This is a genomic window from Amycolatopsis mongoliensis (genome assembly GCF_030285665.1).
Taxonomy (GTDB): Bacteria; Actinomycetota; Actinomycetes; order Mycobacteriales; family Pseudonocardiaceae; genus Amycolatopsis; species Amycolatopsis mongoliensis.
In genome coordinates this window covers 9,643,863-9,659,177 of the sequence record NZ_CP127295.1, presented here as the reverse complement: position 1 = coordinate 9,659,177, position 15,315 = coordinate 9,643,863, and the positions used below count along the sequence as shown (strand labels likewise).

General features: G+C 73.8%; 14 protein-coding genes and 1 pseudogene. 3 read left to right on the top strand and 12 right to left on the bottom strand.

Annotation, left to right across the window (positions count from 1 at the left end; translation table 11 throughout):
* The 7 genes and pseudogenes from QRX60_RS46230 to QRX60_RS46200 all read right to left on the bottom strand — a co-directional run bounded on the left by QRX60_RS46230 (position 1) and on the right by QRX60_RS46200 (position 7,655).
* Positions 1-723, bottom strand: coding sequence for a GAF and ANTAR domain-containing protein (locus tag QRX60_RS46230; protein WP_286003834.1), 723 nt, complete (start codon positions 721-723; stop codon positions 1-3).
* Positions 724-928: 205 nt separating this feature from the next.
* On the bottom strand, positions 929-1,231 hold the full coding sequence (locus QRX60_RS46225; RefSeq protein ID WP_285997801.1) for an STAS domain-containing protein: 303 nt from the start codon (positions 1,229-1,231) through the stop codon (positions 929-931).
* Positions 1,228-5,304 carry a SpoIIE family protein phosphatase gene (locus tag QRX60_RS46220; RefSeq protein WP_285997800.1) on the bottom strand — a complete coding sequence of 1,359 codons (4,077 nt, stop codon included), beginning with the start codon at positions 5,302-5,304 and terminating at the stop codon, positions 1,228-1,230. Before QRX60_RS46220 ends, QRX60_RS46225 begins: the two co-directional genes overlap by 4 nt.
* Before the next feature lie 75 nt (positions 5,305-5,379).
* On the bottom strand, positions 5,380-5,733 hold the full coding sequence (locus QRX60_RS46215; RefSeq protein ID WP_285997799.1) for an ATP-binding protein: 354 nt from the start codon (positions 5,731-5,733) through the stop codon (positions 5,380-5,382).
* Between the two features lie 55 nt (positions 5,734-5,788).
* Entirely contained in the window at positions 5,789-5,995 is a 207-nt protein-coding gene (locus QRX60_RS46210; RefSeq protein WP_285997798.1) for a SpoIIE family protein phosphatase, read from the bottom strand.
* A gap of 152 nt (positions 5,996-6,147) precedes the next feature.
* A pseudogene (locus QRX60_RS46205) lies at positions 6,148-7,365 on the bottom strand (PP2C family protein-serine/threonine phosphatase); the annotation flags it as partial.
* Positions 7,362-7,655 carry an STAS domain-containing protein gene (locus tag QRX60_RS46200; RefSeq protein WP_285997797.1) on the bottom strand — a complete coding sequence of 98 codons (294 nt, stop codon included), beginning with the start codon at positions 7,653-7,655 and terminating at the stop codon, positions 7,362-7,364. The gene QRX60_RS46200 and the pseudogene QRX60_RS46205, both read right to left, overlap by 4 nt.
* A gap of 257 nt (positions 7,656-7,912) precedes the next feature.
* On the opposite strand from QRX60_RS46200, the gene QRX60_RS46195 reads away from it, so the two are divergent.
* Positions 7,913-8,296, top strand: coding sequence for an STAS domain-containing protein (locus tag QRX60_RS46195; RefSeq protein WP_285997796.1), 384 nt, complete (start codon positions 7,913-7,915; stop codon positions 8,294-8,296).
* 19 nt (positions 8,297-8,315) lie between these two features.
* Here the strand turns inward: QRX60_RS46195 and QRX60_RS46190 are convergent, their stop codons facing one another.
* Positions 8,316-9,539 (bottom strand): PP2C family protein-serine/threonine phosphatase, encoded by a 1,224-nt coding sequence (locus tag QRX60_RS46190; RefSeq protein ID WP_285997795.1) that lies wholly within the window; start codon positions 9,537-9,539, stop codon positions 8,316-8,318.
* A gap of 82 nt (positions 9,540-9,621) precedes the next feature.
* Here QRX60_RS46190 and QRX60_RS46185 point away from each other — a divergent pair, with 82 nt between their 5' ends.
* Both QRX60_RS46185 and QRX60_RS46180 read left to right on the top strand, forming a co-directional pair.
* The gene (locus QRX60_RS46185) at positions 9,622-10,341 is read left to right on the top strand and encodes a histidine phosphatase family protein (protein WP_285997794.1); all 720 of its coding nucleotides are present in this window, start codon (positions 9,622-9,624) and stop codon (positions 10,339-10,341) included.
* A complete protein-coding gene (locus tag QRX60_RS46180) occupies positions 10,319-11,188 on the top strand; it encodes an NAD(P)H-hydrate dehydratase (protein WP_285997793.1) in 870 nt (289 codons plus the stop codon). The genes QRX60_RS46185 and QRX60_RS46180 overlap by 23 nt, the downstream gene beginning before the upstream one ends.
* Positions 11,189-11,192: 4 nt before the next feature.
* Here the strand turns inward: QRX60_RS46180 and QRX60_RS46175 are convergent, their stop codons facing one another.
* From QRX60_RS46175 to QRX60_RS46160, 4 genes are read right to left on the bottom strand one after another with little or no spacing between them, the layout of a single operon-like run.
* Entirely contained in the window at positions 11,193-11,912 is a 720-nt protein-coding gene (locus tag QRX60_RS46175; protein WP_285997792.1) for an SDR family oxidoreductase, read from the bottom strand.
* Entirely contained in the window at positions 11,909-12,760 is an 852-nt protein-coding gene (locus QRX60_RS46170; protein ID WP_285997791.1) for an oxidoreductase, read from the bottom strand. The genes QRX60_RS46175 and QRX60_RS46170 overlap by 4 nt, the downstream gene beginning before the upstream one ends.
* Positions 12,761-12,803: 43 nt before the next feature.
* On the bottom strand, positions 12,804-13,622 hold the full coding sequence (locus tag QRX60_RS46165) for a helix-turn-helix transcriptional regulator (protein WP_285997790.1): 819 nt from the start codon (positions 13,620-13,622) through the stop codon (positions 12,804-12,806).
* A gap of 60 nt (positions 13,623-13,682) precedes the next feature.
* Positions 13,683-15,245: an alkaline phosphatase D family protein gene (locus QRX60_RS46160; protein WP_285997789.1), complete on the bottom strand. Its 1,563-nt coding sequence runs from the start codon at positions 15,243-15,245 to the stop codon at positions 13,683-13,685.
* Positions 15,246-15,315 lie beyond the last annotated feature (70 nt).

Genomic DNA, 15,315 nt, shown 5'->3' with positions numbered 1-15,315 from the left:
TCAGCCTGCCGACAGGCTTTCGACGAAGCGGGCCGCGACGTCCCGGAGCTTCACGTTGGTGTGCTGCGACTCCGCGATCAGGCGTTTCATGGCGTCGTCGGCGGTGATGCCGTGCACGGCCATGAGGATGCCCTTCGCCTGCTCGATCACCGCCCGCGAGCTCATCGCCGTCTCGAGATCGGCGGCGCGCTGCCGGGCCCGGTGGTAGCGGCGCGTGGTGCGCAGCCCGAACGAGACGATCGTGGTGTACAGCCGCAGCAGCCGCGAGTCGGTCTCGGCGAAGCCGTGGCCGCCGTAGCCGAAGAGGTTGAGCGCGCCGGCGAGGCTGCCGTCCACCCGCAGCGGCGCGGCGAGGTAGCTGCCCACACCGAGACCGAGGGCGTGCTCGGTGAACTCGGGCCACAGCGCGCCGGCGGCGGCGAGCGGCAGCCGCACGATCTCGCCGGTCTGGGCCGCCCGCAGGCACGGGCCTTCGCCCGCCGCGTACTGGACGCGGTCGATCTCGACGGCGCGCTCGTCGGTCGAGGCGGCGGTTTCCGGCTCGCCGTCGCGGATCGCGGTGATGCTGGCCATGTCGGCCCCGGGCACGGCACGGACGGCTTCGGCGCAGACGGCGTCGAGGATCTCCGCCTCGGAGGGCTCGGTCTCCAGCGAACTCGTGAGGTCCGCCATCGCCGCGGTCAGCTCGTCGAGGTGTTCGGACGGGATCGGGTCACCGGTCACTGCGCTCACCTCCGTCGGCTCCTGCGCGCACAGTACCCGCGGACGGCACACCCCCGGTGACCCAGGAGAGCGGTGACTCCGGCCCGTCGCTCGCTGCTGAACGTCGTGGGTTGGGTGCCGGGGCCACCTGGCGACGGCCCGCAGCACAACCCACCCGGCGACCGTCGCTGCGATGCGCTTACCCGGTGCCGGGACGGCCAACCCCTCAGCGGATCATCACTTTCGTCACCTGCGCCAGGCCCGAGACGCGCAGGACGCGCTCGAGCAGGCGGGGCGCGGTCAGGCGCAGGTCGCGGGCGGTGGCCCGGTCGAACAGGGCGGCGACGCCGGCGCTGTCGAGGTAGGTCACCCCGGTCAGGTCGACGGTCAGGGCCGTGCCGGCCGCCAGCTCGCGGTCCATGGCCGCGCCGAACCCGGCCGCGTTGCTCATGTCGATCTCACCGGTCACGGTCAGGATCCGGTCCCCGTCGTCGCCCGCGGAGGCGACCAGCGTGAGTGCCGTCGTCACGAACCGATTCTCCATTCCAGCGTGACGGTGGTGCCGGCCGCGTCGTGCCGGACGGTGACCGCGTCGGCGAGTGCCTCCATCATCGGCATCCCGCGGCCGCGCAGCACGTGGTTGTCCGGGGGCGGCCGCTTCCAGCGGCCGCGGTCCGTCACCGTGACGACCAGGTGCGCGCCGGTGAGCCGGCCCGACAGGTGCGCGTCCCCGGCACTTTCGTGGTAGGCGTGCTCGACGGCGTTCGCGCAGGCCTCGCCCGCGGCGACGAGCACGTCCTGCGCGAGGTCCTCGCCGAGCGAAGCGTTGCTCAGCCACGCGCGCAGCCACTGGCGCGTCGAGGCGAGGCTGTCCGGGTGCGCCGCGAAGTCCAGCTCCAGCGGCGGCACGGACCGGCGGTAGAGCAGCAGCGCGACGTCGTCCTCGTACCCCTCCGCCGGCCGGAGCCGGCCCATCAGCGTGGCCGCCACGTCCGCGAGGCCGGCGTCGCGCGCGCCGTGGGCGACCGAGGTGGCCCGGTCGATGCCGTCGTCGAGCGACTCGCGGCGGCGCTCGACGAGACCGTCGGTGTAGAGCATCAGCAACGAGCCGATCGGGACGACCGCGGTGGCCTCCGGGCGCGCGGCCGGGATGCGGACCGCGAGCGGCACGCTGCCGCCCGCGTCGAGGAACTCCGACGAGCCGTCGCTGTGCACCAGGGTGGCCGGCGGGTGCCCGGCGCTGCTGTAGGTGAGCGCGCCGGTGGCGGGGTCGAGGATCCCGCAGAAGACGGTGGTGCACAGGGCACCCGGCAGCCGGTCGGCGAAGCGGTCGAGCGTGGTCAGGGTGTGCGCCGGGCCGTTGGCTTCCAGCAGCAGCGCGCGGCAGGCACTGCGCAGCTGGCCCATCACCGCGGCCGCGGCGAGTCCCCGGCCGACGCAGTCGCCGACGACGATGCCGATCCGGTCGCCGGCCAGCGGGACGACGTCGTACCAGTCGCCGCCGACCTCCAGTGGCGGGTTCGCCGGTTCGTAGCGCACCGCGAAGCCGTCGGGCAGCAGGGCCGGGCCGAGGATCGAGCGCTGCAGCGCGATGGCGACCTCGCGCTGCCGGTCGTCGCGGTGGGCGCGGCGCAGCGCGTGCGCCAGCGTCCCGGCCAGCAGCGCCAGCAGCGTCCGGTCCTCGGTGCCGAACGGACGGCGCGCGGCCGGCTCCACCCAGAGCGTCAGCCGGCCGCCGGGGTGGTCCAGGGTCGCCCCGGCCCCGCCCTCGGCCGGCGTCGCGTGCAACGCCGGGAGCGAGCGCACCTCGCCGAGCTTCGCGCGCAGCGGCGCGGCGAGGTCCCGCCACCGCCGGTCGCCGGGGTCGGTGGACGTGAGCTCCGGCTCGCCGTCGCCCGGCCAGGTCACCGCGAGCACGCGCTCGGCGTGCCACAGCTCGCGCAGCAGCTCCAGCGCGCTGCGGAGCACGTCCGGCACCCCGCTGACCCCGGCGAGCCGCTGGTTCATCGCGGCGAGGGCGCTTTCCCGCTGCACGCCGTAGCGCTCGGCGGTGACGTCGCGGATCGTGCCGACGAGCCGGCGGCGGCCCTCGTCGTCGTGCAGCTCGTTGTAGGTGATCGCGGCCCACACCCGGTGCCCGTCGCGGTGCCGCAGCGGCAGCACGAAGCTGCCCGCCGGCTCGGTCCGCGACCGGCCCAACGCGTCGGCGACCTGGCGGAAGGCGATCGGATCGTCGTCCGGTCGCGGCGCCCAGGGGTACGGCGGCGCGTAGGGCAGGCCCTCGGGGCCGAAGCCGAGCAGCTCGGCGCACGCGGCGTTCATCTCCACGACCCGCCCGGCGGCGTCGCAGACGAAGAAGCCCTCCTGCAGGGACTCGATCATCGCCGCGCGCCAGCGGGAGTGCTGCGTCCGCAGCCGGGCCAGCCGGATGGACGTGCGGACGCGGGCGAGCAGCTCCTGCGTCGAGAACGGCTTCACGAGGTAGTCGTCGGCCCCGGCGGCCAGCCCGTCGACGGCGGCCTCCTGCCCGGCGCGGGCGGACAGCAGCAGCACGGGCACGGCGGCGGTGCGCGGGTCGCGCCGCAGCTCGGCGAGCAGGCCCAGGCCGTCCAGCCGCGGCATCATCACGTCGCTGATGATCAGGTCGGGCGGCTGCGCGGACGCGGCGGCGAACGCCTCGACGCCGTCGCGCACCGCGGTCACCGCGTAGTCCTCGCGCAGCAGCCGGGCGAGGTAGTCGCGCATGTCGGCGTTGTCGTCGGCGACCAGCACGCGGGCGCCGGTGACCGAGGAGGGGGCGACGCCGGGGGCCGGGTCGCCGTCGGGCAGCCAGCGCAGGGCCTCCTGCACGTACGGTTCGACGGTCTCCGCGGCGAGCCCGCCCGCCGAAGGCTCCGGGGCGAGGTGCTCGGGCGCCAGGTGCCGGGTGCCCAGCGGCAGCCGGATCCGGAACGTCGTGCCCGCGCCGGGCGTGCTGTCGACGGCGATGGTGCCACCGTGCATGCCGACGAGCTCGCGCACCAGGGCCAGGCCGATCCCGCTGCCCTCGTTCGACCGCGCCCGCGCCGACGGGATCCGGTGGAACCGCTCGAACAGCCGGGGCAGCTCGGCGGCGTCGATCCCGATCCCGGTGTCGGACACGGTGACCACGGCGTGCTCGCCGTCCAGGGTGGTGCGCACCCGGATTTCGCCGTCGAAGGTGTACTTGACCGCGTTGGACAGCAGGTTGAGGACGACCTTCTCCCACAGCCCGCGGTCGACGTGCACGGGCTCGGCCAGCGGCGGGCAGTCGACCTCGAACCGCAGGCCGGCCCGTTCGACGGCCGCGCGGAACACGCTCGCCAGCTCCGCGGTGAACGCGGCGAGGTCCACCGGTTCGAAGCGGGCCTGCATCCGGCCCGCCTCGAGCCGGGAGAAGTCGAGCAGGTTGTTCACCAGCCGGCCCAGCCGCAGCGCGTTGCGGTGGATGACGGCGACCTCCTCGCGGACGCGTTCGTCCGCGTCGCCGAGCGTCCTGTCCAGCTCGGTGACCGGGCCGAGGATCAAGGTCAGCGGGGTCCGGAACTCGTGGCTGATGTTGGCGAAGAAGGTGGTCTTCGCCGCGTCCAGCGCGGCCAGCTCTTCGGCGCGCTGCTGCTGGGCCTGGTAGGCGAGCGCGCTGTTGACCAGCGCCGCCGTCTGCTGGGCGACCAGTCCGAGGAACGTCCGGTAGGACTCGTCGAGCGCGTGCCCGGCGCTCGCCGCGAGCACGATCGCGCCGGTGGTGGCGCCGTCGGCGTCGCCGGGCAGCGGCAGCACCATCGCTTCGACGGGCGGCGTGGACCAGCCGCCGGAGGGCAGCTCGCCGAAGGTCGCCGTCAGGTCGGACACGGTGCGCGGGGTGCCGTCGGCCAGGACGTCTTCGAGCGGCCAGCCGTCCGCGTGCCCGGCGGAGCCGGGGGTGGCGGCGGCGAGGACGAGCTCGCCGGCGCCGTCGCGGACGTGGATCGCGGCGTGGGGAACGTCGGCGCCGGCCCGCCCGAGCACGGCGGCGACCAGCTCACAGGCCTCGCCGACGGTGCGGGCGATGCCGGCCTGGGCGCCGAGCTCGCGCAGGATGGCCAGCCGGCGCTCGCCGATCACGCGCTCGGTCGTGTCGGTGACCGCGGTGAACACGGCCCGCACGGCGCCTTCGTCGTCGTGGACCGGGCTGTAGGAGTAGGTCCAGTAGGTCTCTTCCCAGTAGCCGTGCCGGTTCATCGGCAGCAGCAGGTCCTCCGACCAGGTCGCCTCACCGGTGGCCATCACGCTGTCGAGCATCGGGCCGACGATGTGCCAGATGTCGTCCCAGACCTCCGCGCCCGGCTTCGCCAGCGCCGGGTGCTTGGTCCCGAGCAGCGGCAGGTAGGCGTCGTTGTAGAGGAACCGCAGGTCCGGTCCCCACCAGACGATCATGGGGAAGCGGGAGGTGAGGCAGATCCGCACGGCCGTGGTCAGGCTCGGCGGCCAGTCCGCCGGTTCCCCCAGCGGGGAGGACGCCCAGTCGAACTCCCGCATCCGGGCCGCCATGCGGCTGGCTCCGGGAAAAACGGCGCGCTGGGCGGATTCCTCGCCGACGCTCATCACACTCCTGGTTCACCCGGCCCCGCGTGAGCCTACCTGCCCGGCACGGACTCCGCCGGGCCCGCGAGTGCGTGCTCAGCCACCGGAGAGCCAGGTCATCGTGACCGTCGTGCCGTCTTCGCGGTGCACCTGCGCGCTGTGGTCGGCGAGGCTGTCGATGAGGCGCAGGCCGCGTCCCCGCAGCCCGTTCGTGGCGGCCGGGGTGCGCCATTCGCCGTAGTCGGTGACCGTCACCGTCAAGCGCCCGTTGAGCGCTTCGGCCCGGACGTCGACTGCGCCCGCTTCTCCGTCGCGGTAGGCGTGTTCGGCGGAGTTGGCCATCGCTTCGTAGCCCGCGAGGACGACGTCCTCCTGGCGTTCTTCGCTCAGGCCGAGCGTGCCCAGCCAGTCCGCCAGTGCTCCGCGCAGCTCCGGCAGCCGGTCCGCCACGGCGGCCGTGCGCCGGTGGAACGTCGCCGGGGGCGCGCCCGGGGGAGGGGGTCCGTCATGCTCCGTCCTCTCCGCGGTGGCGCACGTGGATCAGCGCGATGTCGTCGTCGTGCCGGCCGTGGGTCAGCTCGTCGATGAGCTTGTCCCACGCCGCGCCGAGGTCGGCCGCGGCCAGCAGTTCCGGGATGCCCGCCAAGAGCCATTCCACACCCAGGGTGAGGTCGCGGGTGCGGCTTTCGACCAGCCCGTCGGTGTAGAGCACCAGGTCCGCTCCGGGCGGGAACGCGGTGCTGCGCTGGGGGAACTCGGTGCCGACGCTATGACGACCTCGGCCAGTGCCTCGCCGATTTCCTCGAGCGCGGCGCCCGGGCGGACGAGGATGGCAGGCAGGTGGCCGGCGTTCGCGAAGGTCAGCGTCCCGTCGGCCGGCTGGTGGACCGCGTAGAAGCACGTGACGAAGCTCTCGCCGAACAGCCCGCCGGTCAGCGCGGAGACGTTGCGCAGCACGTCCGACGGCGGCAGCCCGAGCAGCGCGTAGCAGCGGATGGTGGTGCGGACCTGGCCCATCACGGTCGCGGCAGTGACGCCGTGGCCGACGACGTCGCCGATGACGAACGCGGTCGCGCCGGACGGCAGCGCGATGACGTCGAACCAGTCGCCGCCGACCTTGCTCCCGGTCGCCGCGGGCAGGTACCGGGTGAGCACGTCGAGGCCCTCGACGGCGGGCGCGACCGGCAGCATGCTGCGCGACAGCTCGGAGGCGAGGGTGCGCTCGCGCTCGTACAGGCGGGCGTTGTCCAGCGCGATGGCCGAATAGGCGGCGATGCCCTCGGCGAGGTACTCGTGCCGCGCGGTGAACCGGTCCGGCTCCGAGTGGCCGAAGAAGAACCCGCCCAGCACTTCGCCGCTGGTCGGGCTGATCGCCGACACGGCCAGGTAGCTGCACACGGGCAGGTGCCCCGCCGGCATCCCGTGGTGGGGCGCGTTCTTCCCGAACCGCGGGTCCCGGGTGATGTCGGGGCTGCGGACGGTGCCGGCGCCGTCGAAGGTCGGCGCGAACACCTCGGTGTTGCGGGGCATGGGAAACCGCTCGAACGCCTCGCGCGGCACGCCCGAAATCGTGTACAGCGTGTAGGACTCGCCGAGCTCGTCGACCAGGTTGTAGAAGAACGCGCCGAACTCGGCTCCGGTCGCCTTCGTGGCCGCGTCGGTGGCTTCCTGCACGATCCGGTCGATGTCGAGCTGGGCGGTCAGTTCGCGGCCGGTGGAGTGCAGCGCGTCGAGCACCACGGCTTCGCCCCGCAGCCGTCGCACGGTGCCCGCCAGGTGGGAAGTCGCGGCTTCGACGGCGCCGGCGACGGCCGACGGCGTCCCGCCGACCTCCTCGGTGGTGTAGACCAGGACACCGCGCCCGTCGCCGGCGACGGCGACCGCACCGGTGATCTCCCGGTCCGGCACCAGGCCCGCCAGCAGCGCCCGGTCGGTCACCGCGACCGCGACGTGGTCGCCGAGCACCGCGCGCGCTTCGGCGGGTTCCAGGGGACGGACGCCGGTGGCGACGGCAGCTCCGGAGCTGTCGACGAACGACCGCAGCACGGCGCCGAGCAGTTCGTCGAACCCCGGGGTGGTCATCCGGTGGCCAGTGCCTCGGACAGCGACGGGTAGATGGCGAGCTCGTCGGTCAGCCGGGTCAGTTCCAGCGGCCGCATCGTGATCCGGCCGGCGGCCACCACCCGCAGCGGCGCGGACACCGTCCGCCCGCGGTGCGCCCGCACGAGCTCGGCCATGCCGGCCGAAGTCAGGAACGTGACGCCGGTCAAGTCGATGACCAGGGCCGTGGGCTCCAGGCGCGCGGCGCGCTCGGCCAGCTGCCGCAGCTTCGGTGCCAGCGCGAGGTCGAGTGCGCCGTCGACCCGGAGCACGGCGGTGCCGTCCCGGTTTCCAGCGCCACCCTGCCCGCTGAGCTCGCGGCGTCACCGAGGGAGTTCCCGGTCACGTCCGTTTCGGCCATGCCGACCATCCTGCCTGTTCACGGACGGCGCGCAAAGCGGAACGGGTGCTGAGACGGCGGTGAGCGACGGGGGCGGGCATGATTGATCCCGGTTGAGCAGACAGCCTTCGTGATGACGCGTGCCCGCCGGAACCCCGGTGGCGGTGCGAGGGCGAGGAGAAGAACACGATGACGGAGCACATCCACAGTGAGGGCTCAGCCACCGCTGTGCCATTCGGCGAGTTCAGGATCGCCCGAACGGAGCAGGACGGGGCGGTCGTCGTCGAGGTCGCCGGCGACGTCGACACGACCACCGCGCCGGCTCTCGTGCAGGCAGCGGAAGAGGTGCTGGCCTCGGCGCCGCCGCTGCTGGTGGTCGACCTGACCCGGGTGGAGTTCCTTGCGTCGCCGGGCCTGACGGCGTTGCTGACCATCCACCGCAACGCCGGGTCCGGCACCGCGGTGCGGATCGTGGCGTCCGGCCGGGCGACCCTGCGGCCGATCCAGCTGACCGGGCTCGAGGACAGCCTTTCGCTGTTCCCGACCCGGGAAGCGGCGCTGACCGCGTCCTGACCGCGTCGTCCCGGCCGGCTCAGCCGCCGGCCGGGACGGTCCGGCGCTGGATGGCCAGCAGGGCGACGTCGTCCTGCGCCGCCCGGTTGCCGATCATCGCCGCCATCACCTGCGCGCAGACCCGGTCGGGGTCGCCGGCGCGCAGGGCTCGCGCCAGCTGCGCCATCCCCACGTCCACCGGCCGGTCCCGGCGCTCGACCAGGCCGTCGGTGTAGAAGGCGAGCACACCACCCGGCGTCAGCTCGACCACGGTCGTGCGCCGCTGGGGCTGCCCGATGGTCAACCCGATCGGGGGATCCGGCGGCACGTCCAGCAGCCGCCCCGTTCCGCCCGGTCCGGCCTGCACGGGCGGCAGGTGGCCGGCGAGGGACAGGGCCAGGGTCTCCCGGCCCGGCTCGATGATCCCGTAGGCGACGGTGGCCATCGCCCCGTGCTCGAAGTGGTTCGCCTTGCGGTCGAGCTTGGCGAGGACGTCGGCCGGGTTCTCGCAGTCGAGGGCGTAGGCGCGCAGCGCGCTGCGCAGCCGTCCCATGATCACGGCGGCCTCGAGCCCGTGGCCGGAGACGTCGCCCATCACGACGCCGACGCGGTCGCCGGGCAGCGAGAACAGGTCGTACCAGTCGCCGCCGAGGCCGGTTTCCGCGCCCGGCACGTACCGGGCGCCGAAGGCGAGGCCGGGCAGGTCGGGGAGGCTGTTCGGCAGGAGGCTGCGCTGCAGCGCCATGGTGGCGGTGCGGTTCTCTTCGAGCGCTTCGACCTGGATCGCCATGGCGAGGCGGTCCGCCAGCAGCTGCATGGTGGCGACTTCGGCGTCGGTGAACTGCCGGGGCGTGACGGAGCCGACGTGCAGCACCCCGACGAGCTCGGCCCCGGCGACCATCGGCACGCCGAGCATCGAGTGCAGTCCCCGCTCCCAGAGCAGGGAGTTGACGACGGTGGTTTCGTCGACGTGGTCGAGGACGACGGGAGCTCGTTCGAGCGCCACCCGGCCGGCGAAGCCGCTGCCGACCGGCACCCGCACGCCCTGGTGGACCTCTTCTTCGATGCCCGCGGCCGCAAAGGCCACCAGCTGCCGGCCGCTGGCCTGGTACCGCAGCACGGTCGCGGTGTCGACGCCCATGGCCTCGCGCAGGCGCTGCAAGGTCTCGGCGAGCAGCTCGGCCAGGCCGAGGTGCTCGGCGGGTGCGCCGATGATCGTCTCCAGCAGCTTCAGACGATCCTCGGCGTCGAGACTTCGCGACATGGAAAGACCCTAGCCGGAAGTGCTTTGCGCGCCTAACCATCCCGGGTTTCACCGGCGGGTCCGCGGGGGTAACCAGCCCGGCGTGAGCGTCGACTTGGAATGGGTGGCCGTGCTGCGGCACGGCCAGAGCACGGGGAACGTGGCCCGGGAAGAGGCGGAGTCGGCCGGGGCGGATGTGATCGACATCGCCGAGCGCGACGCCGACGTCCCGCTGACCGACCTGGGCCGCGAACAGGCGAAGGCCGCGGGGGAGTTCCTCGCCCGCCGCCCGCCGGACCTCGTGGTCACCTCGACCTACCGCCGGGCCTGGGACACCGCGCGCCTGGCCGCACCCGACGGCGTGCCGATCGTCCCGGACGAACGGCTGCGCGACCGCGAGCTCGGCGTGCTGGACCTGCTGACCTCCCACGGCGTCCGCGAGCGGTGGCCCGACGAGCTGCGGCGCAAACGCCGGCTGGGCAAGTTCTACTACCGGCCGCCGGGCGGGGAGTCCTGGGCGGACGTCGTGCTGCGGCTGCGGTCCCTGCTGCGCGAGCTGAGCGCGGACCACCCCGGCGCGCGGGTTCTGCTGTCCGCGCACGAGATGACGGTCTTCGCCCTGCGCTACCTCCTCGAAGGGCTGCCGGAACCCGACCTGCTGCGCGCCGCCGGCGGCACCGACGTCCCCAACGGTTCCGTGACGGCCTGGGACCGCGACCGCGACGGCGCCTTCACCATGGTGCTGGCCCAGGAGATCGGCCACCTGCACGCCACCGACACCCCGCCTACGGCGGACGACGATGCCGCCGAGCAGCTCTCCTGACCCGGCGCCGATCAGCCCGGCCCTGTTGCGGGACAGGCGGATCGGCACCGGCGACCGCGGCACCGTGCTCGTGCTCGGCGGCGCCCGGACGGTGCCGGGCGCGCCGGGGCTGTCCGGGACGGCCGCCCTGCGCGCCGGGGCCGGCACGCTCCAGCTCGCGGTCAGCGAACGGCACGCGGTCGCGCTCGGCGTGTCGGTGCCCGAGTCCTCGGTGTTCGGGCTGCCGGAAACCGAATCCGGTGCGATCGCCGCCGACGCCGTCGACCGGCTGGCCGGCGTGCTGCCCGGTGCCGGCACCGTCGTGGTCGGGCCCGGCCTCACCGGCGCCGAAGAAACCGAAGAACTGTTGCGGCGCTTGATTCCCGCCATCGCCCCGGACGCCCGCGTGGTGCTCGACGCGTTCGCGCTCGGCGCGCTGAGCCGGGCACCCGAACTGGCGAAACCGCTCTCGGGCCGGCTCGTGCTGACGCCGAACCGGACCGAAGCCGCGTTCCTCGACGACTGCTCCGAGGAGGACGTCGACGACCTGACGACGGCGGTCCGGATCGCCGAGCGCTACGACGGTGTCGTGCTGCTCATGGGCGTGGTCGCCGAGCCGGGCGGGCGCACCTGGCGGGACGGCAGCGGCCACGTCGGGCTGGCGACGTCCGGCAGCGGCGACGTCCTGGCCGGCCTGACCGGCGGCTTCCTGGCCCGCGGCGCGGACCTCGACCAGGCGGCCTGCTGGGCGACGCACGTCCACGCCGTGGCGGGGCAGCGGCTGATCCCGGACACCGGGAGCACCGGCCTGCTCGCGCGCGAGCTGGTGGCCGAGATCCCCCGGGTGATCGCCGAGCTGGAACGCTGAGCGGCTACCGCTGGGCGGTGGGCCGGACGACGAGCTCGTTGACGTCGACGCCGTCCGGCTGCCCGATCGCGTAGGAGATCGCCCGGGCGATGGTGTCCGGCGGGAGCGTCACCGCGCGGTAGGTGCGCATCGCCTCGCGCGCACCGGGTTCGGTGATGGTGTCGGCCAGTTCGGACTCGACGACGCCCGGCGACACGGTGGTGACGCGGATACCGGGGTCGGCCTCCAGTCGCAGGCCTTCGGTGATCGCGCGGGCGGCGTACTTCGTGGCGCAGTAGACCGCGGCCGTCGGCACCACCTCGTACGCGCCGGTGGAGGCGATCGTCACGAAGTGCCCCGCGCGGGCGCGGCGGAAGTGCGGCAGCGCGGCCGCGATCCCGTGGAGCAGGCCGCGGACGTTGACGTCGAGCATCCGGTCCCACTCGTCGACGTGCAGGGAGTCCAGGCGCGACAACGGCATCACGCCGGCGTTGGCGACGAACACGTCGAGCCGGCCGTGCGCCGCCACCGCGGCGTCGGCGAAGGCGGCGACCTCCGCGCGGTCGGTGACGTCGAGGCGGTGCACGTCGGCGGTGCCCCCGGCGTCGTGGATCTCCTTCGCCAGCGCGGCCAGCCGGTCCTCCCGGCGGGCGCCGAGCACGACGTGGTGGCCTTCGCGGGCCAGCCGCAGCGCGGTGGCGTGCCCGATGCCGCTGCTGGCACCGGTGATGAGGACGATCTTCACGAGGTTTCCTTTCCGGGGAAGTCGGCGCCGAGGGTGGTCTCGCGCCAGGTGTCGAAGGTGGACCGCAGCGTGTCGAGCCGGGCCGTGGCGATGTCGTAGGCGGCCTTGCCGAGCAGCAGCCGCAGCGGCGGCTCGTCGGCGTCGACGGCGGTGAGGATCGCCTCGGCCGCGCGGACCGGGTCGCCGGCCTGGTGGCCGTAGGTCGCGGTGGTCGCGGCCCGGCGCGCACCGGCCGTCTCGGCGTAGTCGTCGATGTGCGTCGCCGACTGGCGCATCGAGGGCCCGGACCAGTTGGTGCGGAACGCGGCGGGCTCGACGATCGTCACCTTGACGCCCAGCGGCGCGACCTCGGCGGCCAGTGACTCGGAAAGCCCCTCCACGGCGAACTTCGTCGCGTGGTAGTAGCCGGTCGCCCCGAAGGCGGCGAGCCCGCCGAGCGACGACACGTTCACGACGTGCCCGCTCCGCCGGGCCCGCATGCCCGGCAGCACCGCCCGGGTGACGTCGGCGAGGCCGAACACGTTGGCGTCGAAGAGTTTCCGGACCTCGTCGTCCTCACCTTCTTCGATCGCGGCGAGGTAGCCGTAGCCGGCGTTGTTGACCAGGACGTCGATCCGGCCGAACGCGGTTTCGGCCCGCTTCACCGCGTCGGCGACCTGTGCGTGGTCGGTGACGTCGAGCGGCAAGGCAAGTGCACGGTCGCCGTGCGCCGCGACGAGGTCGGCGACCCGCGCCGGGTCGCGGGCCGTGACGACGGCCCGCAGGCCGCGGTCGAGCACGGCTTCGGCCAGGGCGCGGCCGAGGCCGGTGGAGCAGCCGGTGATGAACCAGACAGCGTTTTCGGGCATGCCGAAGTACTCCGTCCATTGTGGAAGGAAAGGAAACGGGGTTTCAGCCGGCGGCGAGACTGCCGAGGAGGGCGAGCCCGGCTTCCGACGGACTGCCGGGCTCGGCCTGGTAGACCACCAGCTGCTGGCCGGGCGCGCTGTTCACGGTCAGCGCCTCGTAGCTCAGCACGAGCTCACCGACCAGCCGGTGGTGGAACCGCTTGGTCTCGTGCGTCTTCTGCCGGATGTCGTGGCGGGCCCACAGCCGGCGGAAGTCCACGCTCTTGACCGACAGCTCCCCGACCGTCTCGACCAGCTGCGGGTCGTCCGGGTCGAGGCCCGCGGCCACCCGCAGGCCGCCGACGGTGTTGACCGCGACGCGCTCCCAGTCCGGGTAGAACTCGCGCGCGTCCGGGTCGAGGAACACCAGCCGGACCAGGTCACCGCTGTGGGTGTGGCCGCCGAACAGCGCCTCGCCCAGCGCGTTGTGCGCGAGCACCTCGAGGCAGCGGCCGAGCACGAGCGCGGGCGTGTCCGGCCAGCCGTCCATCAGCCGCAGGAGGTTCGGGCTGACCTGTTCCCGCCGCCGCGCGCGACGGCGTCTCCGGGCCGGCTGGGCCAGCCGGTGCAGGTGGGCGGTGGCGTCCTCGTCGAGGGCCAGCCCGTGCGCCAGCGCGTCGAGGACCTGCGGCGAGGGATTCCGCTCCCGGCCCTGTTCGAGCCGGACGTAGTAGTCGGTGCTGACGCCGGCCAGCACCGCGACCTCCTCACGGCGCAGCCCGGCGACCCGGCGCGCCCCGCCCGCGGGCAGGCCCAGCTCCTCCGGCCCCACCTGTTCCCGGCGGGCCCGGAGGAACTCCCCGAGAGGATTTTCCGTGGCCATGATCCGAGGCTAACTCCGGTCAGGCCGAGAAGGGTGGCCGCGCCGCACCCACCCTCACGCTCAGGTGAGCGGGATCGGCGCCCCGTCCCGCTCGGGCTGCAGCAGGGTCGCCGTGGCCGTGCGCCCGTCGACGTCGAAGGTCATCACGGCGTTCCCGAAGTGCGGACCGGAGACGCAGCTCCAGGTCAGCGGCGCGGGCGGGACCCCGACGCGACGGGCCAGCCCTTCGCTCAACCGGGTCAGCCCCCGCGCCCAGCCGGCGCGGAACAGGCGGTTCATGTACCAGGGCACGGTGTTGTGCACCGGCGAGCAGGTGAGCTGGTGGACCGGCGCGCCCGGGAGGTCGGCCCGTGCGGCGTAGGCGTGGTGGACGTCGCCCGAGAGCACGTTCACCGACGCCGGGCCCGCGTCCGCAACCCGGGCGATCAGCCGGGTCAGCCGGTCGAACGACTCGCGGAAGGCCGGCCAGTGCTCGAGGTCGGCGAACTGCCGGAACCACTCCGAGACGCGCCCGACGAGCCCCGGCCGCGTGCAGAGGCGCTCGTTGACCGACTGCGCGGCCGCCAGCGCGGTGGGCATCAGCCACGGCAGCGACGTCCCGATCAGCAGGTGGTCGAACTCGCCGGTGGCCTGCTCCTCGATCCAGCGGAACTCGGCCTCGCCGACCATCGAGCGCTCGCCGCCGCCGAGGATCCGCCCGGCCCGCGAGTCGATGACCAGCAACCGGACCGGGCCGAAGTCGCGCCGGTAGGACCAGCGGGTCCCCTTGGCGCCGTCGGCCTCGCGGTCGGCCTGGTCGGCGAACTCGCGCAGCAGCTCCGCGTTGTCCGTCCCCGATGTGCTCACCCGCTGGTAGACGTCGTCTTCGGCCAGCTCGCGCGGCCCGAGGTTGCCCAGGTGCTGGTAGACCCAGTACGACACGAGCGCGCCGCGGATCCGCTCCGGCCACCACGGCGTCTGCGTCATTTGCTCGCGCCAGGCCTGCGAGGTGTTCCAGTCGTCGCGGACGTCGTGGTCGTCGAAGATCATCGACGTCGGCACGGTGGACAGCAGCCAGCGCACCGCCGGTTCGCACCAGGCCTCGAAGTACAGGTGGCAGTACTCCTCGAAGTCGGCGACCTCGGTGCCGGGCGGCTGGCTCGTGTCGCGCCGGGAGGCGAGCCAGTCCTGCGTGGCGTCGGTGGTTTCGTCGGCGTAGACCTGGTCGCCGAGCAGCAACAGCGACTCGGGCCACTCGGCCTCGTCGAGCCGGGCCATCCGGTGGGCGTAGGCGGCGAGCGCGTCCGGGCCGAGCGCGTCCTGCTCCCGCGGCTTGCGGCACGACCCGAACACCAGCCGGAACCGCGGGTCACCGGGGGTCAGCGTCCGGATCCGGCTGGGCGGCAGGTCACTGTCCGGCTCGGGCCAGACGAGCTCGCCGTCGAGCCGGACCTCGTAGGGCCTGCTGCGGCCGGGCTCCAGCCCGGTGAGCACGACCAGCGCGTAGTGGTGCCCGGAGACCTCGAACGTCCGCGCTTTCGCTTCCCCGACAAGGACTTCGCACGGGCCGCCGGTCTCGACCCAGATCGTCGCGGAGGTGGCGTCGACGTGCCGGAGCAGCGGTCCCAGGAGGAGCTCGGTCATCCCCGGATCCTTTCAGCAGAACGGCCGGTCGGCAGTTCGAAAGGTCCCGAAACATTCCGAAAATCGTTGA

Coding starts and splice junctions, on each gene's coding strand:
- QRX60_RS46160 (WP_285997789.1), bottom strand. CDS start 15,245: ATGACCGAGCTCCTCCTGGGACCGCTGCTCCGGCACGTCGACGCCACC.
- QRX60_RS46180 (WP_285997793.1), top strand. CDS start 10,319: ATGCCGCCGAGCAGCTCTCCTGACCCGGCGCCGATCAGCCCGGCCCTG.
- QRX60_RS46165 (WP_285997790.1), bottom strand. CDS start 13,622: ATGGCCACGGAAAATCCTCTCGGGGAGTTCCTCCGGGCCCGCCGGGAA.
- QRX60_RS46190 (WP_285997795.1), bottom strand. CDS start 9,539: ATGTCGCGAAGTCTCGACGCCGAGGATCGTCTGAAGCTGCTGGAGACG.
- QRX60_RS46195 (WP_285997796.1), top strand. CDS start 7,913: ATGACGGAGCACATCCACAGTGAGGGCTCAGCCACCGCTGTGCCATTC.
- QRX60_RS46170 (WP_285997791.1), bottom strand. CDS start 12,760: ATGCCCGAAAACGCTGTCTGGTTCATCACCGGCTGCTCCACCGGCCTC.
- QRX60_RS46220 (WP_285997800.1), bottom strand. CDS start 5,304: ATGAGCGTCGGCGAGGAATCCGCCCAGCGCGCCGTTTTTCCCGGAGCC.